This is a genomic window from Runella sp. CRIBMP (genome assembly GCF_009905605.1).
Classification (GTDB): Bacteria; Bacteroidota; Bacteroidia; order Cytophagales; family Spirosomataceae; genus Runella.
This window is the reverse complement of the sequence record NZ_JAAAKZ010000002.1, coordinates 952,737-975,320: the sequence shown is the minus strand read 5'-3', so window position 1 is coordinate 975,320 and position 22,584 is coordinate 952,737. Positions and strand designations below refer to the sequence as shown.

The 22,584-nt window shown below is 35.7% G+C and carries 19 protein-coding genes; 2 read left to right on the top strand and 17 right to left on the bottom strand.

Annotated elements, in window-relative coordinates:
• The 3 genes from GVN20_RS09190 to GVN20_RS09180 form a co-directional block, all read right to left on the bottom strand.
• Positions 1 to 1,317 (bottom strand): gluconate:H+ symporter, encoded by a 1,317-nt coding sequence (locus GVN20_RS09190; protein ID WP_114065196.1) that lies wholly within the window; start codon positions 1,315 to 1,317, stop codon positions 1 to 3.
• 111 nt (positions 1,318 to 1,428) lie between these two features.
• Complete coding sequence (locus tag GVN20_RS09185) at positions 1,429 to 2,217, bottom strand: ABC transporter substrate-binding protein (protein WP_166558018.1); 789 nt, start codon at positions 2,215 to 2,217, stop codon at positions 1,429 to 1,431.
• 12 nt (positions 2,218 to 2,229) lie between these two features.
• Positions 2,230 to 3,549 (bottom strand): capsule assembly Wzi family protein, encoded by a 1,320-nt coding sequence (locus tag GVN20_RS09180; RefSeq protein ID WP_166558017.1) that lies wholly within the window; start codon positions 3,547 to 3,549, stop codon positions 2,230 to 2,232.
• Positions 3,550 to 3,861: 312 nt separating this feature from the next.
• Between GVN20_RS09180 and GVN20_RS09175 the strand changes: the two genes are divergently transcribed.
• Positions 3,862 to 4,992: a nucleotidyltransferase family protein gene (locus GVN20_RS09175; RefSeq protein WP_166558016.1), complete on the top strand. Its 1,131-nt coding sequence runs from the start codon at positions 3,862 to 3,864 to the stop codon at positions 4,990 to 4,992.
• A gap of 41 nt (positions 4,993 to 5,033) precedes the next feature.
• Here the strand turns inward: GVN20_RS09175 and GVN20_RS09170 are convergent, their stop codons facing one another.
• The 3 genes from GVN20_RS09170 to GVN20_RS09160 form a co-directional block, all read right to left on the bottom strand.
• Positions 5,034 to 6,410 (bottom strand): sugar transferase, encoded by a 1,377-nt coding sequence (locus GVN20_RS09170; protein ID WP_166558015.1) that lies wholly within the window; start codon positions 6,408 to 6,410, stop codon positions 5,034 to 5,036.
• A 122-nt stretch (positions 6,411 to 6,532) separates the two neighbouring features.
• Complete coding sequence (locus GVN20_RS09165) at positions 6,533 to 7,618, bottom strand: T9SS type A sorting domain-containing protein (protein WP_166558014.1); 1,086 nt, start codon at positions 7,616 to 7,618, stop codon at positions 6,533 to 6,535.
• A gap of 189 nt (positions 7,619 to 7,807) precedes the next feature.
• Entirely contained in the window at positions 7,808 to 9,013 is a 1,206-nt protein-coding gene (locus GVN20_RS09160) for a gliding motility-associated C-terminal domain-containing protein (RefSeq protein WP_166558013.1), read from the bottom strand.
• Positions 9,014 to 9,388: 375 nt separating this feature from the next.
• Here GVN20_RS09160 and GVN20_RS09155 point away from each other — a divergent pair, with 375 nt between their 5' ends.
• Positions 9,389 to 10,900 carry a hypothetical protein gene (locus GVN20_RS09155; protein ID WP_166558012.1) on the top strand — a complete coding sequence of 504 codons (1,512 nt, stop codon included), beginning with the start codon at positions 9,389 to 9,391 and terminating at the stop codon, positions 10,898 to 10,900.
• Positions 10,901 to 11,023: 123 nt separating this feature from the next.
• Here GVN20_RS09155 and GVN20_RS09150 read toward each other — a convergent pair whose 3' ends face one another.
• The 11 genes from GVN20_RS09150 to rfbF all read right to left on the bottom strand — a co-directional run bounded on the left by GVN20_RS09150 (position 11,024) and on the right by rfbF (position 22,537).
• Positions 11,024 to 12,103 (bottom strand): glycosyltransferase, encoded by a 1,080-nt coding sequence (locus GVN20_RS09150; protein ID WP_166558011.1) that lies wholly within the window; start codon positions 12,101 to 12,103, stop codon positions 11,024 to 11,026.
• A 1-nt stretch (position 12,104) separates the two neighbouring features.
• Positions 12,105 to 13,157, bottom strand: coding sequence for a glycosyltransferase family 1 protein (locus GVN20_RS09145; protein ID WP_166558010.1), 1,053 nt, complete (start codon positions 13,155 to 13,157; stop codon positions 12,105 to 12,107).
• A complete protein-coding gene (locus GVN20_RS09140; protein ID WP_166558009.1) occupies positions 13,154 to 14,491 on the bottom strand; it encodes an O-antigen polymerase in 1,338 nt (445 codons plus the stop codon). Before GVN20_RS09140 ends, GVN20_RS09145 begins: the two co-directional genes overlap by 4 nt.
• 302 nt (positions 14,492 to 14,793) lie before the next feature.
• A complete protein-coding gene (locus tag GVN20_RS09135; protein ID WP_166558008.1) occupies positions 14,794 to 15,816 on the bottom strand; it encodes a glycosyltransferase family 2 protein in 1,023 nt (340 codons plus the stop codon).
• Positions 15,795 to 17,291, bottom strand: a complete 1,497-nt coding sequence (locus tag GVN20_RS09130) for an oligosaccharide flippase family protein (RefSeq protein ID WP_166558007.1) — start codon at positions 17,289 to 17,291, stop codon at positions 15,795 to 15,797. The genes GVN20_RS09135 and GVN20_RS09130 overlap by 22 nt, the downstream gene beginning before the upstream one ends.
• Positions 17,292 to 17,317: 26 nt before the next feature.
• A complete protein-coding gene (locus tag GVN20_RS09125) occupies positions 17,318 to 18,058 on the bottom strand; it encodes a cephalosporin hydroxylase family protein (RefSeq protein WP_166558006.1) in 741 nt (246 codons plus the stop codon).
• The gene (locus GVN20_RS09120) at positions 18,051 to 18,902 is read right to left on the bottom strand and encodes an NAD(P)-dependent oxidoreductase (protein WP_206023231.1); all 852 of its coding nucleotides are present in this window, start codon (positions 18,900 to 18,902) and stop codon (positions 18,051 to 18,053) included. Before GVN20_RS09120 ends, GVN20_RS09125 begins: the two co-directional genes overlap by 8 nt.
• Positions 18,899 to 20,125: a class I SAM-dependent methyltransferase gene (locus tag GVN20_RS09115; protein WP_166558005.1), complete on the bottom strand. Its 1,227-nt coding sequence runs from the start codon at positions 20,123 to 20,125 to the stop codon at positions 18,899 to 18,901. The genes GVN20_RS09120 and GVN20_RS09115 overlap by 4 nt, the downstream gene beginning before the upstream one ends.
• Entirely contained in the window at positions 20,125 to 20,685 is a 561-nt protein-coding gene (gene rfbC / locus GVN20_RS09110; RefSeq protein ID WP_166558004.1) for a dTDP-4-dehydrorhamnose 3,5-epimerase, read from the bottom strand. Before rfbC ends, GVN20_RS09115 begins: the two co-directional genes overlap by 1 nt.
• Complete coding sequence (gene rfbG / locus GVN20_RS09105) at positions 20,682 to 21,776, bottom strand: CDP-glucose 4,6-dehydratase (protein ID WP_229599007.1); 1,095 nt, start codon at positions 21,774 to 21,776, stop codon at positions 20,682 to 20,684. The genes rfbC and rfbG overlap by 4 nt, the downstream gene beginning before the upstream one ends.
• Entirely contained in the window at positions 21,758 to 22,537 is a 780-nt protein-coding gene (gene rfbF, locus GVN20_RS09100; protein WP_166558003.1) for a glucose-1-phosphate cytidylyltransferase, read from the bottom strand. Before rfbF ends, rfbG begins: the two co-directional genes overlap by 19 nt.
• Between the last annotated feature and the right edge of the window lie 47 nt (positions 22,538 to 22,584).

The following is a 22,584-nucleotide window of genomic DNA, read 5'->3' as shown; positions in this document are numbered from 1 at the left end:
TTACACAAACTGATCCAGCACCAAAACACCCAGTAAACCTACGATTGAGACGATGGTTTCCATAACCGTCCAAGTTTGGAGTGTTTCTTTGATGGAAAGGTTGAAGTATTCTTTAAACAGCCAAAAACCGCCGTCGTTGAGGTGGGAGCAAATCAAACTACCCGAGCCAATGGCCAATACCATCAATTCGGGCTTTACCCCTTGACTTTGGACCAATGGCGCAATAATACCTACCGCCGTAAGCCCGGCCACGGTGGCGGAGCCTACACAAATGCGAATCACTCCCGCAATGGCCCATCCTAAAATAAGTGGAGAGATTTCTACCCCTGCCAACAGCTCTCCAATGTACTTACTCACGCCCCCATCGGTCAAAATTTGTTTGAAGCCCCCGGCACCGGCAACAATCAACAAAATAATAGAAACGCTCTTGAAAGCTTCTTCGAGCGATTTCATGACGTTTTTGGTCGTTCTGCCGCGTTTAATCCCGAGAAAGTAAATGGCTACCAGCACAGAAATCAACATCGAGATTGAAGGGTCGCCCAAAAAAGCAAAAACCGTGTAAAGAATGCTTTCTTCCGCAAAATTACCTTTCAACCAAGGCATAAGCGTCAGGAGCAATAAAGGCAACAACGCCACGATTAAGCTGATGCTCAGACTAGGCATTTCCGACTCGCTGAAATGTTTGGTGTTAAATAAAGAAGCGTCGGGTTTTGGGTCGTATTTTTTGAGGGTTTTGGCAAAAATAGGCCCTGCCAGAATAATGGCTGGGATAGCGACGATTAAGCCGTAAAAAAGCGTTTGACCTACATCCGCCTTAAATTGTGCGGCAATGGCCGTAGGAGAGGGGTGAGGCGGCAAATAACCATGCGCCACCGACAATGCCGACAACATCGGAACTGCCACGTACAGCATGGGTAATTTGGTGGATGCGGCAATGGTAAAAATAAGCGGGATAACAATGACAAACCCGGCATTGTAGAACAACGGTAGGCCAATGATAAAACCCGCCAATGCCAACCCCCAAGGCAAATATTTTAGGCCAAAAATATTCATTAGGGTAGTGGTAATCCGCTGGGCTGCTCCGCTGTCGGCCACGAGTTTTCCGAGCATCGAGCCAAAACCGATAATAATGACCAAGGAACCGAGCGTACCACCAATGCCTTTTTCGAGCGATTGACTAATCGACGTCACACTCATGCCACACGCCAGGCCAAGCCCAATACTGACTAAAACAAACGAAATAAAAGTATCTAAATGAAAATAAGCAACTAAGATAATAAGTGCTAAAATGCCCAGCAGGACGTACAATAAGAGCATACAGGGTAGGAGTTAAGAAGTTAGGATTAGTAACTGACTTGGTACAGTTAATTTGTGCAATAATACTAACTTAATGGGTTTAAGTTGTACAAAATCGTGAGTCGGATAATTTTAACCTAACTGTCCAAGTTTTGAAAAGTAAGCAGCAGACGCTGGTAATCTACTCCCATACCAGCTGAAGAGTTCGCCATCTACCACCAAAATGGCCGCATCTGGACAAATATTCTGAAATTCCTGAAGATGTTTTTCTTTAAAAGGATAAGGCTCGGAAGATAAAAAGATATAGTCAGGTTGGGCCTCTCTAAGTTGCTCAGCGGATATTTCAGGATAACGGCTCAATGAACCAAAAACATTCTGAAATCCTGCGCGTTTGAGCATATCGTCAATAAATGTACCAGAAGCGGCTACCATGTATGGTTTACGCCAAATAAAGTACGCCACTTTTTTGGGTGGGAGCTTCGTCGTTGGAAGTGCTGAAAAACCCCTCTGGATGTTTAAAACGATAGATTCTGACTCTGACTCTTTTCCTACCAATACTCCAATCCGTAAAATCATATCGACGGCATCCTCAAGGTTAAAAATATCGGACATCCACACGGGAAAGGATTTTTTGAGGGTGTTTATCCCTTTTTCTTCGTTTTCCTCTTTATTACCGATAATTAAATCTGGATTGAGCCTTTTGATGACCTCGACATCAAAGTTTTTAGTGCCTCCAACCTTGGTTTTGTGCTTTGTTTCCTCGGCGGGATGAATACAGTAGTTAGTAACTCCCACGATTTCTTCGCGCAGTCCGAGGGCAAAGAGTAACTCAGTTTGTGAAGGTACAAGCGAAACAATACGTTTTGGTGAAACAGGCCACGTTACTTCCTGATTCATTTGGTCTTTTACGGTTTTTGTCATGGCAAAAAAGGGTTACTTTTTACCCGACCAAGTTTTACGGATACCAATTTTACCGCCAAACGTATTGGTATAAAGTTGTCCCTGATCAAGGGCAATGGCGGCGTTCCATTCAAGGCCTTCCCATAGGCCAATTTGGCCATCCACTTGTAGCAAACCCGAAAATTGCTTGGGTACAGATTCATAAGGGAAACCGTAGGTTCCGTAATTCAAGCTGTAGGAAAGTTTACTCAAAAAATGCAGTTTTTCGCCATAGTAGCCTTCAAAGCCAAAATGATAAACCACTACGCGGTTGTTGTTGGCGATTTCGTTGCTGTTATAATCATCAGAGTTATTCGTATCTCGGTAATTGGTAATGAAAGGAGTGCCTATGATGCGTCGTTTGTATGACCAACCATCGAAGTATTGTTGGTGATTGAAATAGTTGTCACGACCAAAAATACCGCCTTCAAAATCAAACGTCGAGCCTCCTTGGCTTTTGGTGTATAAAAACTCAAATAATACTTTTTTTAGGCTAAGTCTCCCTTTTTCTCGTTCAGGGTAAAGAAACTTCAGCACGATTCCTTGAAGGCCATCAGCGATGTTGTTGGCTTCTTTTCGAAGTAAAGAACCATCATCGTATAGACTCTGTCGGTAAATGGAAAGGCTCATACGACGAAATTCAAATTCTGCACCGACATCTAATGTGCCTAAGTGGTTTCCAACCCTATTGGTTGAATCAAAAGCGGTATTTCCTAGGTTTCTAGCTCCAGTAACTACCGATATGTAATCCTTAAAGCTTACGGGAAAGGTTCGATTATTGACGGTTCCAATGTCACCGTAGGTTTTGCCCCCCCACTGTACCTGATGATTGAAGCCACCGTATAATCTTAGTTGGGAAGTGGGTTTACCTATGCGAACATAAAATGTTTTCTGGTGAAGGAAGTAGCCGTAGGCGAAATCCCCTGAGCCAAACCATCCATGAGCGTATGAACCTTTGAAAGAAATCAGATTTTTGGTGAAAGTGAGTGGAAGAAAGTCTGCAATGGCTAGTTGAATTTTTGGAATGGGAAGGGCATTGCCAGACCAAACATAAGAACCACTGCCAAGGAGCGTATCACATAAACCTACCGTTTCGCGTTTTCTCCCAACATAAAGCTCCCATTTCTTAAACTGTACTTTTCCGTAAAGTTCTGGTAAAATTACCTGACTGTTGGCTGACATATTTGCCACTAGGTCGATACCGTACCCCGCTTTCAAATGAGGTGTTTGAGCAATAGAAAATAGGTTTTTTGAACCTGCACGAATCATAAGTCCTGATGCCTCTGGCACCGTAGCATATTGATTGGTTCGCATCCAAAATGGTGTCCTGGCTGTTGAGCCATATCCTGTTAGCGATACATATTGTTGATTATGGTTGCTTTGTGTCGAATCTTGGGAAAATGCGTTGTGAGAAACGAAAAAGAGCCCTTGAAAGAATAAGTGTAATACAATGGTTTTTTTTTTCACACAATTATAGCTCTTTGAATGTATAGTAGGGATATTGGTTATTCTAAATGTAAACTGCTTTTGAACAAACATTTAAAACTGGATTAGTTGACAAATAAAATCAAAAAAATACGCCCCTCAAAAAGTATCTTCTTTATATTGCTTGCTAATACAATAATAATGACCCTCGAAGAAGTAAAAAAAATCATCGGTATTCGACAAGACCAAATTTGGTTACTAAAAGCGGCCCTTTTTGCTCCTGAGCAAGCGATTACCTATTGGGAACGTTGGAAAAAATACCAGAATCTCAATCATATAACGAAAGAGGATGCAAACTATTCCATTTTCTCTGGGGTTGATACTGAATCTTTAAGGGTTCTTCCTTTAATTTATCGAAATTTAGAACATAGTGGAGATTCCCTTTTGCCAGCATTACGGGATGCCTATCGAAACACATGGATGGCAAACCAAAAGTTGTTGTATAGGGCACAAGAGATAGTTCGAGCTTGCAATGAAGCGGGTATTCCAAACATGCTGCTTAAAGGTATTCCGATGTCGTTGCATTATTATAAAGATATGGGGGTACGACCGATGGGCGATATTGATTTGTTAGTTCCATTGGAGTATATTGAGTCAACCGTTTCACTGTTAGCTTCCTACGGTAATATTCCCGATGCTATTGAGGACAAATACCGTCATCTTATCCATGCGATGCACTGTTTTGATGAAGGCGGGGTAGATGTGGATTTGCATTGGCAAGCTTTTTTCTTTCAAGAGCATCAACAAAGTAATTGGGTTTTTGAAAAAAAATATTCAGAAAAACTACAGCTTGACCCCGAAAACGCCACATATATTTTAAATGATTCATATCAACTTTTTCATACCATTATTCATGGAACATTGGAAGGGCAACCAACCATTCGATGGATTTTGGATGCCGTCAAAATTTGCAAAAGTCCTTCTTTTAATGGAGACATTAATCAAATAACGGAGTTTGCCGCCGCTAACCATCTTGATTATGCTTTGAAAGTATGCCTTTTTTATCTTAAAAATGAGTTTCAATTATCAGACTTTTCGGTAAATACTGATGCTAATAGCATTAAAGAAATTAATTTACAAAAAAAATTTTTTCGTTTATCAGGCGAATACTCAAGCAACAGTATGAAGCGTACAGTACGCATGTTTGTGAGACAAGGTATCGCCTATGATTTATTTTATAAAGGCTTAACTAAAAAAACAAAATTTGTGTGGTTATTTGAGCGTCTTAAGTTTAGATTACAGCAAGAAAAAAAACGTTTAATCAATCAATAGCTTCAATCTAAAGTAAGCATTTCAAAAGATAATAGCACATTTTACTTCCCTTTGGCTTTAAGCATCACTACTACCGTTTCCCAAATAATCAACATATCCACAAACAGCGAAACTTTTGTTAAATATTGTAAATCAAATTCCAAACGCTGAATCATTTCCTCGACGTTCTGTGCGTATCCAAATTTTACTTGGCCAATCGAAGTGATGCCTGGCTTGACCGTCAATAATTTAGTAAAATCAGGGGCAATGGGAGTTATTTGGTCAATAAAGAATTGACGCTCAGGGCGTGGGCCTACTACTGACATATCGCCTTTTAAAACATTGTAAAATTGTGGGATTTCATCCAAGCGCATTTTACGCATAAATTGTCCCCAGGGGGTTATTCTGGGGTCTTCATTGCCAAATGATAATGCGGGGCCTTCTTGTTCCGCATTCACGTACATGCTTCGAAATTTGTAAATGTTGAAAGGTTTTCCTGACTTGCCAATCCTTTCCTGAGAATAAAATATGGGCCCTTTGGAAGAAAATTTGGTGATTAAACCTAAGATAATCCAAATTGGCATACCCAGAAAAAGTATAAATGAAGAAAAGGCAATATCGAAGATACGTTTCAGGATTTGTACTTTTATGTCCTCCCAAAAGCGATTTGAAATATCAATTATCGGCAACATATCATGGTATTCTACCGTCGATTGCCTGCTGAGAATGGAAGAAAAATCGATGACTAACTTTACTTGAAAGTTTTCTTGCTCTGACTGAGTGATGATGTTGCCTAATACTTCATTGTTGATGTAAGGGGTACAGCAGTACACGCAATCAATGGTGTTTTGTTTAATAAATGTTGTTAAACGATCATAATCTCCCCGCATAATGGATTTGTTATTTTCGTCTATATCTCCAAAAAAACCGTAAAATTCATAACCAAACTCGGGGTAATTCTCGTAAAACTCTTTTAAAGTAGTGGCTAGTTTACCGTGGCCAACAATGATGTAGCGTCGTATATTATGACCTGAGGCGCGGTAAAATTTTATGAAGACTACGGCAAAGACTCGCCAGGTAATTCCTAGCGCCACAAATACCATGAGCATATACAACATGTGCAGACGGGATAAATTCAAGTCCCTTAAAATAATCCACGCAAATGCCATACAAGCCGCAAATACCCCTGAAAGTGATAGGTACTGATACAAGATATTGAAAACATGAAACTTGATGCGGGTGTAATTATAGGGCTTCACGATGACAATTAAGCCCAACCATATTAGGTTACAAACGAGCAAAAACCATTTATATGAAGTATTTAATTCAGTGGAAAGTCCAAATTTAATTACGTGTGCAATCCAAAAAGATAGATTTAGAAGTATCCAATCAAGAATAAGTTGAAATGGTAAGAAAAGAAATGAGTAACGATGTTTCATATTTTTCAATGATGAAGTGATTATTTTAATATAATACAGCTTCAGTAGAACCTTAAACCATTAAATAAGTGTGCCCAAGATAGAAGTATCTTGGGCACACTTACACAAAGAACAGCTCAATATTACTTAGTAATAAGTAAGTTTTGTACAAAACTTTGGTTTTTTTCGGTACGAAGGACTCGTAGAAAATAACTGCCGTTGGATACTTTATCACCTATCGAATATTTAGTTGAAAAATCTTTGACTTTGCCCTCCTGCTTAATCAATGAACGTCCACTCAAATCTGTAATATCAAGCGAAATATTTTCGTTGGCCGAAAACCCTTTCAAGCGAACATCAAATGAACCATTGCTTGGATTGGGATAAACGCTCACTTCTGCATTTTCGGATGCTTCTGCAATTTGTGTGCCAATCGTAAAGTAAGATGCTCCATTCAATACTGTTTGCGCCGAAACTACATTGTTTTCGACACTTCCCGCTGCCAAATTCCATTGATTGTCGCGCAATTGTAGGATTTGGTTGTTGGCTTGTTCTGAGGCAACACTCACTTGAATGTTTTGGTTTTTGATACCCTCCACTGCCCAATAGTTGTTGCCAGTCACTTCGGCAACTGCATCAGCTAGTTTATTGGACAGACGAGTGGGGCTCTGCGTCACAAATCCGACCGAAATTTTATCTTCAGTTGCGGGTTTAGAGATGGCAAAAGTATGTAGTTCGAGTCCATCTCCCACGGGGAAATCAAACGCATCATCGCCCGACTTTTGAACGTATCCCTTCACGTGTGAGCGGTTGGAGGCTCCCGTAATTTGAGCGTTATCGGCTATTTCTAAGGGGAATAACGCCGTATTTTCAATAATTCCTTTACCAAATTTTAGCTCGTTCTGTACAATTAATGGAGCTTGCAGATTCACTTTTCCGACTTGAGAAAGCAAAAGGGAGCCTACGTTGATAGAATTAGCACTCTGAATGAGTTGCGTTCCTTCTCCGTCCAATACGACTTGACCGTTCAGCGTCATTTGGCCTTGATTGCTTATCCCTTTACGGAGATGAAGCGTACCGTCGGACTTCAAGTTACCTTGGTTAATTATTTCGTTGTTCAAGGTAACAACGGCACCCGAACCAATATAGACTTCGGTGGAGGAGTAAAACTGGGCATGAGCAGCAGGAATACAGAGAAAACCCAGAAAAACGAGTAGTGGCTTTTTCATATTATAAAAAACATTTATGTCTGTTTTGAAAATTCAATGAGTAAAGCTAAGTTTTTTTTGGATTATCCACAACAAGATGGACTATAAGTTATCTAACGGTATCTTTGAGCCATTAGATTGAGGTTTGACAAAATAAAGTAAAGCGACTGTCTTGTTGTGCAAAAAAAATACCAGCAATTAAATCAGCGGTTACCTCATTAAATTGACGGTGCCAAGTTTAGAATAAGACCTTTCTTTCGTATCAGTATATTCTATTCTATAGGTATAAAATCCTGGGCTGAGCGCTCTTCCGTTTACGTCGGTTCCGTTCCATCCATTTGTTAAATCTTTTGTGTTATAAAGTACATTGCCCCAGCGGTCATAGACCGTTATTTCTAGCTTATTGATCAATTGTCCTTTTATCTCAAATGTATCGTTTAGTCCATCATTGTTGGGGGAGAAGGTATCTGGAACAAACAATTTGACCGTTCGACCGTAGCTGATGGCATTAGATAGGCTATTTTGCCCACTAACGCTCGTAGCACGAACGCGATAAACTACTTCAGCGTCATTATCACTGATGTCAATTGGCCATTCTGTAGTATTGCCAACCGGATAAGTGGCAACAACCTGACCATTTTCATTGAGCTTTTCAACTGTATAGGTGTTGACTGCAGTCGAAAAAGGCGATTCTGGAGACCACTTTAAAGTTTCCTTTTCTACTTGCAGGTAAATGGTGCAAACTGTGGGTCTTGTAGCGGGTTTACGGTCGCATGCATCGGCATAAGCCACTTGGTAGCAAGCGCCACTTTGAGTAGCATTTAGGCTGGAATCAATAAAAATGCTATTGACACGGGTTAGTTCAGTACCATTTTTGGTGAACGAATAATTTTTTACTTTTACCGTGTTGGGTACCGTTATGCTTACCTGACTGTACAGATTATTTACTACGGTGGCCGTAGCATTTGTAATAGGAGCGGGATCATTCAACACTTCAAAAGTTTGCAGGTCGCTATCCGCATTACATCCACTCAATGCTAGGGTTCCTTCCCCCCTCACCCTAATTTGATAAGTGCCAGAAGCTGCATATGTGTAAGTAGGAGTAGGTTGACCAGGTTTAAACACTTGTGCCTGCTTCCCATCTCCCCAATCAATGAAATACTGTCCAAAAGCAAGACCTGTGGTATTTATCGTTAACTTGGTTGTGTTTCCGCATTCGGATGCGAGTGAAAAGGTGGGTTTTGCCGTAGCATAGACTTGAATAGAAATGCAGGCGACCGATGGCTTGCCATTAACTATGCCTATTTGAACAATATTGTAGTATCCAGGTTGGGGGTAGGGGTAAGAGGTAGTTGATTTTGCTCGTGAAGTATCAGCAATGTTTTTGTAATCAAAAATATAACGAGCATTCACCACTGATGTAGGGGTGGTTACCGTAACAGGTCGACCAGTGCATTGTGTTCCTACTTCAATGCCAGTAATTCCAAAACTTCCATTAACCCACTGGGGACCAAACTGTGCTGGAACGGGGCATTGTGCTAAAGTAACCTGTGTGAATACCAATCCGCACAGGCACATTATATAAGGTAGAATATACCGATAGTTGAAGCAAGCCATTGTGAATAAAAATTGTATTTGCGAAATTAGAAAGAATAAGCAATATTTAAACGTACTTAAAGGCACAAAATGCTACCGTTAGATAATTTTAAGGCAAAGCATTTTTTCATTCTGTATTTATCCCTTATTTTCGGAAAGTGAAATAGAAACTGAAACAAAAAACATATCAGACACATGAAAAAAATTCTTACTCTAGCGTTGGCCTTTAGTTGCGGGGCTGCATTAGCACAGAAAGCGGATAATGTCGGGATTGGGACGACAAAGCCTGACCCTTCGGCGATTTTGGACCTTAATTCTAACACGAAAGGGTTGCTACTACCCCGAATGAATCAGGCTCAGCGCGACGCCATCAAAAATCCAGCGGCAGGTTTGGTTATCTTTCAAACCGACCAAGTAGTAGGTACATATACCTTTGACGGTACAGCATGGCAACCTTCTAATGCTCGTACGTCTGCTGTTAGTTCAGTGGGGGCGTGGGATAAGCAAGGGAATGTGATTGATGGTACTGATTTTTTGGGTAGTACTAACAATGAGGCTTTAAGGTTTAAAGTTAATAACAACAACTCTGGACTTGTTGAGCATACAGGTAGTTTGCGAACTTTCTTGGGCTATCAGTCGGGGTTAAATACTACTGGGCAGTATAACACAGCATTTGGTTGGCAAGCCCTTTTGAATAACACAACTGGACAGAGCAACGTTGCTGTAGGCACTGGAGCATTAACAGGAGCAACAGGAAGTAATAATATTGGTATAGGGGTAAACGTTCTTCATGGCAATGGTGCTTCGACAGGTGGAAATGATAACGTTGCAATTGGACATTTTTCTACATTTAAAAATACTGCTGGTTCAAGTAACGTAGGCATAGGCTTTTTCTCTCTTTATAACAACACTCTTGGCTCACATAATTTGGCTGTTGGAACTTTTGCAATGGAGAATAGCAATTCAGGAACTTTCAATGTGGGTATTGGTTCAAGTGCATTGAGAGCTAATACAAGTGGGTCTAATAATATGGCTATCGGGGCTAACGCATTGGGTTCCAATACCGGTAGTAATAACGTAGCTATTGGAGCACAAGCTTTGCGCACAAATACAGGAAGTGGTAGTGTTGCCATAGGTGGCGGCGCAGGTGAGAACGAAACGGGTAGTAATATGTTGTACATCTCAAACTCAAACACGGCCAACCCGCTAATCAAGGGGCAGTTTTATGCTACATTACCTTCTGCAACAACTCCATGGTTAAGAATAAACCTTCGTTCCGTTCCAGGGTCTCCAACTCCAAGTACTGTCGGATACTTAGCGATTGGAGATTTTGATACTGCACCTGGTGGGGCTGGGGCTGGAGGTTTGGCTCTTCCAAGTAGCTTTTCAGGTGGCCCATATCGTTTATATGTGCAAGATGGTATTATGACAGAAAAGTTGAAAGTTGCCCTCCGCAATTCTTCTGATTGGGCTGACTATGTATTTGCGCCCAACTATAAGTTAATGCCATTAAACGAAGTTGAGAAATATGTAAGTGAAAATAAGCATCTACCTAACATCCCATCTGCCGAGGAAATGTCAAAAAATGGCTTAGATGTTATGCAAACCTCTGCTAAATTAATGGAAAAAATAGAAGAATTAACCTTGTATGTCATAGAGTTAAACAAGGAGATTCAGGCATTGAAAAAGCAAAACGCACAAAAATAATTTTAGTAATATCTGTATATTCACATTAAGGGGATAGTTACATCCCCTTAATGATTTTTTAGGGTCACTTGGTAAACACGGTCTAACCAATAGAATATTTGGTTAGACCGTGTTGTTTTTTGTTTAGTTGGTTGGCATTGTTAAATTTTTAGCCAATACTCTATAAATGTCACTGTAATTACGACACATACTTAAAGTGTCAAATTCTCTTAATAGCTTATTATACGAATTATCTCCATGAAAAGCCAAGACCGATGTATCATTAAGATAGTTGATTATGTGGCTCAAAGCTTCGTTTTTTGTTTTAAAACAGTATCCATTAATACTGTTACTGACTAAGTCAATATTACCAACGCATTCATTTAGTAGTAAAGGTAGCCTATAATTCATAGCTTCTAAAACAGCAAATGGCAAACCCTCCCAAATTGATGTTGAAATATATAAATCACTATTTGATAAATATTTTTCAACTTCTGCCGATGATATCCACCCCGTTATTTTGATATTAGGGGAAGATAAAGTGGATCTAAGTTCTCCATCCCCAACCCATATAAAGTCTATTGGATAGTGTAAAAGGTTCTTGGCTATATCATTGAATAAGTGTGGGTTTTTTTGAGTTGAAATTCTCCCGATAGTAACAATTGAAAATCGCTTTCCTAACCTTATTTTCTTCTCATAACTTTTGATGCGTATACCATTATTTATAGTAATAGCTTTTACCCCTATGCTGTGAAATAATTGTGTTTCTGATTTTGATACACATATGACTTGCCCACATAATAGGCTTGAACAATATTCAATAGTTTTATATAAAGTTATTTTTAGTCGTGTGATGTCTTTTCTTGCAAAGGATGCACCATTAGGTGTATAAAGTATTATTTTGTCTGGGAAAAATAGACCCACAACTCTTCCTATGGCACCTGCTTTTGATGAATGAAGGTGAATAACATCATAGTTGTCGGATTTTAAAAAACGATATAATTCTATGCTTGCAATTACATCATTAAATATATTTATCTCTCTTTTTGCACTTTTCCAACTGACAAATCTAACATTGTATTTAAAATCCTTTTTTAATTCGTTGATATCTATTTCTCTTTGGGCATAAAAAATGGTATGTTCACATTTAATCCCGTCAGTCAGATTTTTAATAAAAGTTATTATTCCACTACCAAATGCTTCAACAATGTGAGCTACTTTCATTCTATGTATTTTTTAATAAATGAAGGATTTTCTTAGAACATTCTATCCAAGAATACTTTTCAAGAATATGTTTAGATTTACTATGTAACTTTAATGTAGTAAAGGGGTCATTTAGTAAAAGTAAAATTTGTTCAGAAAGACTTTCAGGGCTTTGAGGGTCACAATATAGTACAGAATCTTGATAAATTTCAGGTAAGCATGATGTGTTAGAAATTATACAAGCACATCCACAACTCATTGCTTCTAAAGGAGGTAAGCCAAAACCTTCAAAAAACGAAGGATAGATAAAACAAAACGCATTTTTATATAAGCTTTTCAATTCTGAATCAGAAACTCTTCCTAAAAAGGTAACATTTTTATTTTTGAACGAAACGGCATTGCCAAATATTTTAGGGTTAGGTTTTCCGACAATAACGAAATGTACGTTGTTAATATGTTTCAAACATGAAAGAATGATATCAAAATTTTTATTTTTATTTAGACTGCTAACCCCAAGAATGAATGGCTTTGAGTTATCTATTTTATTTAAGATTTCTTTATTCTCTTCTATTTCATCAAAATGTTGATACCCTTCATAAATTACTGTTATTTTTGATGGTTGTATTCCAAACTTTTCTATAATTTCATTTTTAGTGTAGTTTGAAATTGCTATTATTGATTTTGAAAGTTTGCCACAAATAAAGAAGATGATTTTATACCAAAGTCTAAACTGCCATGTAAAGCCTTCTGGGAAATTGATAAAATTTACATCGTGAAAAGTTGATACTTGATTTGTTTTAAAAAGCGGGCCTGTCGCACAAGGATTAAATAATAGACCATTTCTACAATATAGCGGCAACTCTATTTGCTCCCAAAGATGCCCTGTCAAAAAACCAACTTGTTTGATACTTATTCTTTTTAAATTTAATTCTATCGTTTGACTTTTTGGGGTTAAAATTACAACAACATCATTAGGACTAATTAATATGTCGATTGCTTTCGTAACTTCCAGGGCATACCTTTGAACGCCAGTTATTTCCTGAGTTAAAAATCTGCCATTTATGTATATGTTCATTCCTTTATTTTCTTTAAAAATGACCCTAAAATTATGAACCCTATGAATACATAGTACTGCCAAAAATTTGCTGTCAACATAATTGCATTAGCTGATGTAAAAAGGAAGGAATAGCTATAACTTTTCATAAAATTTGGAGTATTCTTCACTAATTCAGTGTTTATTTGTTTATTAACAATTGATAGTGCACTTCCCCACAAAAATCCAATAACAATAACACCTATTATTCCAAAGTTTAGATATGATTCAAAAAAAGGGCCTCCTCTGATACCTCCATGTGTTCCATCTTCATATCCGAGAAAATTATTAGTGTATGCACTAATTGCATACGTGTTTCTAAAGTCTGAGATATACCTTGGTATAAACGAAATGAAACCTGCTATATAAGACTTCCCATAAAGTAAATTCTCATCCCAGAATGATAGTATATAAGCAAAGTCTCTCAAATCTGAAAAATTATTTCCATATAAAAAGGAATAAGTAAAGAACCCTAAATTCTCAATTTCATATTCCCGCCCTCCGTCTCTCAAAAGACCAAGAAAAAATACTGAATTTACCAACCCAAAAGCCCATAAAGATAGCTTTCTTAACTTTAATTTATGCCTTAAATAAATAAGATAAAAAATGCTTCCATTTAGTGCTGTAAAAAAAACAGTTGACCTATTGCCAGTAAATGTCGCAAAAATAGAAAGTAAAATGACTACAAATAATGTCATTTTTGCCTTTTTTTGAATATATATAATGATCAAAATAGGAATAAGAACATTATAAAATGATGTCCAGAAATTAAAAATGGGACGAATTTCAGGAATAGCCAAGTAGTCATTTCTTATTTTGAAGCTAAATCCAAATCGAGAGAACGAATATACCAGTCCTAATACAGTAAAAAATAGAAGAAACGAAATGCAAAAATTTATATATACTTTATTTGATATAGTTTCAAATAAAAGTTGTCCGCCCCAGTTGTTTATCTTAATGATTGTGCGGTTAAAAGTGGAAAATACATTTAGACTAAATAGATAGTTAGCAAGAATAATGGATATATAACCTGTAAGGGTGATAAGAAAAGCATCATCTACTTTCTCTTTTATCATATCCATTCGTCCACCCATGGCAATACCATTTAGGTAAGAAGCCGCAAATGGATACATGAAAAATATTACAAATATGTAATTGTAGAATATATAAAAATGCCAATAATCAATTTTGAATCCTTGTTTATAGCATTTATAGTACCAGCTGTATAAAAATTGTAAAAACACTAAAAATGAAATAAAAAGATTGACAATGTTTGCATCAATAGCTCCAAGAAATAGTTCAACTCGTGAATTCATTTTCTAGTACAGAATTATTTCTTTTAATATTTGTTTCAATACAAAATTTACTCTTGATTTCAACTACTGTGTCATTCTCCACTAAGCCGCAACCGCTTTAAAGTAGAGACTTTGATTTTGGTCAATAAGTCATTTGGGAGTTAAATAACCTAAAATAGATAACAAAAAGTCCACTCCGAAAGGTATATATTTTTTTGAAAATCAGCCATTTCTCACTCTAATTTTATGTACTAGATTTTCAATAAAATAAATATTTTTGTATAATTTAATGATAAATACTTTTCGGAATGGACTCGATAAAATCATTTTATATTTTTCATTAAGTTCCTATGTCCCCAAAATAATAATAATATTTTTTTAGTTAAATTTATCTTTAACAAAGGGAGAATTATATATTTTACTATTTTATATTTCAAGTTATAAAAAATCACTTTTTTATAAATTTCTTTTTCATGGTAGTGTACATAATTTTTGTAAATTATATATTCATCTTTATTTCCTATTAATAACTTTACTATGGCAAAAGCAATTTCAGAGTAGATTAGGCTTTTTCTACTTAATTCAATACCTTGTGTCATTTCAGGTAGATTGTGCTTCATGTATTCTATTATACTTTTGTATAACAGTAAGCGTTCATCAATGAAGTGTTTTGCTGTATTATATCTACTACTTTCATTATCAGAATGAATTCTAAAAGTATAAGATGGTGTATCAAGAAATGCTACTTTACCATGTGCTGTTAACCGTAAATTTATGTTGATATCTCCATAAAAAAAATTAGAGGAAGGTATTTTTAAAAGTATACTTTTTCTTAGACAACATGCTTCCCACCCTAAACCAACTTTACCATTACAATAGTCTTTGAATACTTGAAAACCATCTACTATTTTATTTGAGTAATAGTCACTATATTTTCTTTTCTTTAATAATTTTTTATCATGGTAGAAATCAAGTTCTTTCCCTTTTACATATACGATGTCGCTTTCTTCCTCTAAATAGCTCACAGATTGTGATACAAACTCACTATTGATTAAATAATCGTCACTTGATAAGTACACAATGTACTTACCTTGTGATAATTCATAAATAAGTTTGTTGATATTCGCTTTTGAACCAATATTACTTTCATTGTAGTGAAACCTTACTCGTTGATCTTTTAAATAGTTTATAATTACTTCTTTTGAATTATCTTTTGAATTATTATCACAGATTATTATTTCAAAATTACTATAATCTTGACTAAGAGCACTTTCTATCGCCATTCCTATCCATTGTGCATTATTATATGAGGGAATGATTATACTTACCAGTGGATTTGATTCCATATTTTTCTATTTAAAAAATAAAATCTTAGTTGAGGCACAATAATTATGTAAGCGACTCCTGAGGTTACTAGCAGTATAAGAAATTGTATAAAACCAATGGATTGAAAAAAATGTATTTGAAGATACTTAAAAGGGACAAAAACTACCAAAGAATAAAAAAAAGGTACTATTATACTTTCTAAAAACCATTTTTTTGTCCCACTATGAATATACAGATAATGAATCAAAGGAATACTAAATAAAACATAACATATATTCACAAAAAGCCAGACTACTCCGGCTCCCAAGATGCCATATTTATTAGATAAAAAAATAATCAATGGAACAGAAATAAGAGCAATAATAATATTCTGATAAAATGTAAATTTTGTAATTCCTCTTGAAAGTAAATAAAAATATGGAACCCACATAAGAGCATTAAAAGTTGCTCCCATAGTCACAACCTGCATTAATAAAGACGTCTTATGAGTTAGAATTGTATTTCCTGTCCAAAACAATAAAATTTCCTTCGCATAAAATATAAGCTGTAAACTTATAGGGAAAATAATAATAGATACCCAAGTACAAGACTTATAATAAAGCGTCATAAGTTCATTTGATTTGAGTTTAGTATATAACTCAGTGAACTTAGGAAATAAAAAAGATTGAATAACTACTACACCTTGACTAATTATTCCAGATACAGTAAAAGCTAAATTGTAATAACCTACATTTTCTAATGATACTGTTTTACTTACTATTAGTTTATCAATTTGTGTTAAAAAAAAAGTAACTAGTGAGATCCCAGTCATCCCAGTAATGAATTTCCAAATCTTATTAATATGAGAAAGGGAAAATCTAAATTCTAAATTAGGTTCTATAAAAGACTTAATTACTCTCTTGAATAATAAAACAGTAAAGAACATAACAGCAGCTTGTAATAAAAAGTACAACTCTATATCTTTATTAAAAAAATATATTATGAGAAATACTCCTGCATTTTTTAACGTCATGTATAAAATAGATAGTAGAGCAACTTGATTTTGTTTAGAAATTCCAATTAAAATTCCGTTATATAGGCTTATTGGAAACTGAAAAACAAGCACTATACTCATATACTTTATACAATTACTAATAGTATCTATATCTACTGTAACAGTGTTTAGCCACTCTCTTGCAATAAAATCTGATGACACTAAGAGAATAATTCCCACTGTAAAAGCAAAAACCCAATAAATGATTTCAACAGATTGTATTAGATTATTTCTATCAATTTTGATTTTTGAATTTGATTCAAAAATTGCTATTTCGCGTGTAACTGCTGTACTAAAACCAACATCTAATATTGATAATGAAGTTGAAAGTGTTGAATAAAAAGTTATTAGTCCAAAAGATTCTACTCCCAATATATCTACATATAATGGAATGAAAATTAAGTTGATTAAAACAGACCATAACTTACTAAATATTGTCAAAAAAAAAATTTTGTGAGTCATGAAAGAAAATCATTATAAATATTTCGCTATTTTATTTTCTTTAAAAACCCATCAGGAGCTACGCTAATCAACAATTTATTATCTATAGACTTATCAATTTGAAAGTCTTCGGCTGTTTCTAAGAACTCAAAAACTGCAGTTTTAGGGTTATTGCCTGGATTCCAAGGCCTTCCACCTGGCATGTAATCACTTGGTAAATCTTCAACTATTGTATCAAATACTACACAATAGCTACCAATAGAAGTCAAATGTGCGTATAGTTTTAACTCTTGCAGAACGTGTTCATGTGTATGGTTTGAATCTAAGCATACCATGATATTTTTTTTAGTTTTTGCTACTTCATAAACTTTTTCTGCTGTTGATTCTTCTATTGAAGAACCTTCTATCATTTGAATACGCTTAATCATTGGGTGAGCCTCTATCAAGTCTCTATTGTGTCGTCTTATATCAATATCAATACCCAACACGAGGCCATCCCCTCCAATCAACTCTAGTAATGATGCATAATAAATAATAGAACCACCATGCGCAATGCCTGCTTCAATGATTAAATCAGGCTTTATTTCCCAAATCAATTCCTGCATGGCTATCATATCTTGTGGGTATGCAATGATAGGGCGACCCATCCAAGAAAAATTATAAGAGTATTTTGCCTTATTAGATTCTACATTGAACTGATATGCAGCATTAGTCAATGCTTTGTTCTTCCCGTTAGAGGCAATTAATGCTTCTCTTTCTTTTTGAAATTCTACTATTGGATTATTCATTAATTATATTATTTAATTTTTGATTATTTCCCCAAAAGGCTAAAGGTTCATAATTGGGATAAGGGTAAAACCCAAAATTGAGTTTTATTGAATAGTTATTTTTAGAAATGTAATCTTCAACTAGTCTTCTAACCGAAATGGGTTGACCACTACAACAATTAATAATACCAACTATTTTTTTTTGTAGAGCAATGGCAACAATATTTTGAGCAACTTTGTCTATAGAGAGATAATCCCTTAATTGTTCGCCACCTGACATGTTAAAAACACTATCACCTTTTTGTACCGCAGTGTCTAACTGAGATAATAACGCTTTGCTATATTGCCCTTCTCCATACATGTAAAATAATCGAATCCAATGAAAAATAAAAAACTGATTTTTCTGAAGCTCTTCTATAAAACGTCTTAAGCTATCTTTTGCAATAGCATAAGCACAGTCGGGTTCTGGTACTTTATCCTCACTTAGACAGCCTTCATTCTTGCCATATTCTAAACATGTGCCAATTGCCGTAATGTGCTTTCCACCATTTTGGATATAATTTTTCAAAAATTGATAATGGGTAAATAAATTTTTTTCAATATGTACTATATCTAAAAAGTTAGGTAAGCCATCCCAGGCTAAGTGTATTAATACATCTGGGCGATTGAAATATTCGTATAAATTAAGATTACTATCAAAGTTTGATATATCAAAAGGAATATACTTTACCTTATTATACCATGTTTTTTGACGAACTTTATTTTCATCTCTTGAAGTAGCAATAACTTGATGTTTTTGACTCAACAAGTTATTTACAACTTGATTTCCTATAAAACCTGATGCTCCTGTCACTAATACTTTCACAATACTTTAACATTTGGAATAGGTATAACAAATTGACCATCCCATTCTCTAATATAGTTTAACTGATTCATAATTTCATTTATTAAGTTCCATGGCAAAATGAGTACAAAGTCTGGTTTTTGTGTTTTGAGATAGTTTTCCTCCATTACAGGAATATGGCTTGCTGGTAAAAACTTATGTTGCTTATGAGGGTTAGCATCTACTACAAAATTAATCAAATCAGCCTTTATGCCACAAAAATTCAATAAGGTATTACCCTTGGCCGCGGCACCATAGGCAGCTACTTTTTTGCCTTTTCTTTTTTGCTCAATCAAAAAAGTTAGTAAATCTAACTTTACTTTCATGACTTTTTCTTGAAAGCCGGCGTAATAAAATAGTTGGTCAATTCCTTTCTTTTTTTCTTTTATAACTAACTCGCCTACTCTTGAAGAGATTAATTTTGATTTGTCTTCCTGATGTTTTGCGTAAATACGTAAAGAGCCACCATGAGTAGGTATTTCTTCTACATCAAACATTTCTAAGCCTGCAGCCTCAAATATTTGTTTGACAGTATAAAAAGAGAGGTATGAAAAATGCTCATGATAAATGGTATCAAACTGAATATTGTCAATTAGTTGAGCCAAATGTGGAAATTCCATGGTTATTACTCCTTCTTCAGCCAGTAATAGTTTCATCCCATCAACAAAATCAACAATATCAGGTACGTGTGCCAATACATTGTTACCTAATAACAAATCAGATTTATAGCCTTCCTTTGCCAGCTTTTGAGCTAATTTTGTCCCAAAAAACTCAGTAATGGTTTCAATGCCTTTAGCACGGGCTACTTCGGCAGTATTTGACGTAGGCTCTATACCAAGCGTAGGTATGCCTTTTTCCTTAAAATATTGCAAAAGATAACCATCGTTTGAGGCAATTTCTGTTACTAAGCTTTGGCTGTTAAAACCAAAGCGTTTGACCATTAAATCCGTATATTGCTTAGCATGAGCCAACCAACTTTTGGAGTATGATGAGAAATAAACATAATTACTGTCAAAAATAGAATCAGATTTTTTATATTCATCAACTTGAACCAAAAAGCAATTATGGCATGTAAAGACTTTTAGGGGGAAAAATGTTTCCGGCTCGTTTAGTTGCTCCTTTGTCAAAAAAGAATTGGAAGCGGGTGAGTTAACGAGGTCTATAAAAGTATGTTCTAATTTGGTATTACAAAATCTACATTTCATTATGATAAAATTAAATCTATGCCTTCAAAAGATCGCGTAAGATATTGATGGTTTAAGTCTCTTTCTGAAATATCAGTAGGTTCTAACGGCCATTTTATATTCAAAAGTGGTTCATCATATCTTAATGCGCCTTCAGAATTCTTTTCATAGTACATAGTATGATGATAAATCAATTCACAGTTAGCTGATAATGTCTGAAAGCCGTGTGCGAAGCCTTTCGGAATATACAACATCTTTTTATTTATTGCCGAAAGTTCGATACTAAAATGTTGTAAAAACGTTGGAGAACCTTTACGAATATCTACTATTACATCTAAGACTGCTCCCGCAATACAACGAACCATTTTTATCTCACTATGTGGAGGGTACTGAAAATGCATACCCCTTATAGCTCCTTTTGTTACAGTAAAAGAGTGATTGAGCTGTACCCATTCTTCGCTGTGTCCAATTTTTTCAAAATCTTTTTTACAAAAAGTTCGGGTGAACCAGCCTCTATTGTCTGAAAATGATTGTAAGCTTATAACATAGCTATTTTTTAGTGGTGTTTCTTCAAAAATCATTTATTTTGGTAGTCATTAATTTGCTTTTTTAAGTATTCCAGTGGTTGTGTATCACCAAACTTATAAAAATTAATCGTTTCTTGTATAGCTTGCATAGCACTCCATTTGGGCTTCCATCCTAATTCATTGATGGATTTGTTGATATCTAATTTTAAAAGGCCAGCTTCATGTGGTTGATTTGTCAAGTTAGGTTTTTCCAAATTACCTTGTCCCCAAATTGTGATAGCTTCTCTGACGAGGCTTTCAACTGTAAAAGTGTCATCTTGTAAAGGCCCAAAATTCCAGGCCTCTGCATACTTTGTTGGATTTTCGACAAGTCTTGCTCCCAAAAGTAAATAGCCACTTAGAGGCTCTATCACATGCTGCCAAGGACGAACCGCTTGCGGGTTTCGTACAATTACGGCTTGGTTTTGCTGCAAAGCTCGAATCAAATCAGGTATAATTCGGTCTTTTGCCCAGTCGCCGCCTCCGATTACGTTACCTGCTCTTGCTGTGGCAATAGATTTGTGGTGGTTGATGTATTCGTTTTTATTGAAAAAACTATTTTGATAAGAACTTACTAATAATTCAGCCATTGCTTTACTGGCACTGTAGGGATCATAGCCCCCCAATCGGTCGTTTTCTCGGTAGGGATAATGCCATTCTTTGTTATCATAGACTTTATCCGTAGTAATAACCACCACAACACAGGGGCTTTCTAAAAAACGTAAAGTATCTAATAAATATGCGGTACCAAGTGTATTAGTTTCAAAAGTTTCGGTTGGTTTTTCGTAAGATAGCCTCACTAATGCTTGCGCTGCTAAATGAAAAATAAAATCTGGTTTAAATTCTAGAATCTCTTTTTTTAAGCGATCTTTGTCTCTAATGTCAGCAATGATACTTTGGCAGAGATTATCGCCATTTATTTGGTTATACAAATCCAGCCTACTTTCAGGTACCAAAGCATAGCCTTTAACTTCTGCACCTAAAAGATAAAGCCAAGACAAAAGCCAAGCACCTTTAAACCCCGTGTGGCCTGTTATCAATACCCTTTTATTGCGGTATGTCTGTGTAAATGTATCTTTATAGTTAATCATTCCCAGATTTTCCAAGGAGAATTATTTGAATTCCAAAGTGCCTCTAATTCAATTCTATCGCGCATAGCGTCCATAGCTTTCCAAAAGCCATGATGTCTGAATGCTGCTAATTGCCCATCATTAGCTATTTCTACAAGTGGTTTCTTTTCCCATTGAATATCATCCATGTCACCTTCTAGGTAGTTAAAAATGCCTGATTCCATTACAAAAAAACCTCCATTAATCCACATACCATCTCCTTCAGGTTTTTCGTGAAATTTTTTAACTATTCCGTTACGAGATGTTTCCAAATTGCCAAACCTACCTGGGACCTGAATTGAGGTTAGAGTAGCTAATTTTCCGTGTGATTTATGAAACTCTAACAGCTTATGAAGATTTATGTCTGATACGCCATCGCCATATGTAAGCATAAAAGTATCCTGACCGATATATTTTTGTGCCCTTTTAAGACGTCCTGCTGTGTTGGTATGCAAACCAGTATCAATAAGTGTAACCTTAAAAGATTCGGCATCAGTATAATGAACTTCAATTTTGTTTTTTTCTAACTCAATAGTTACATCTGAATTGTATAAGTAATAATTTAAAAAGTATTCTTTTATCATTTGTGCTTTATAACCTAAACAAATAATAAACTCATTAAAACCATAATGTTCATATATTTTCATAATATGCCACAGTATCGGTTTTCCACCAATTTCAACCATTGGCTTAGGACGTGCCTCTGTTTCTTCCATCAAGCGAGTTCCAAGACCTCCTGCAAAAATTACTACCTTCATATTTGTATTGTTACTTGATAAGCGGCAAATAAAATTCCTAGATTTAC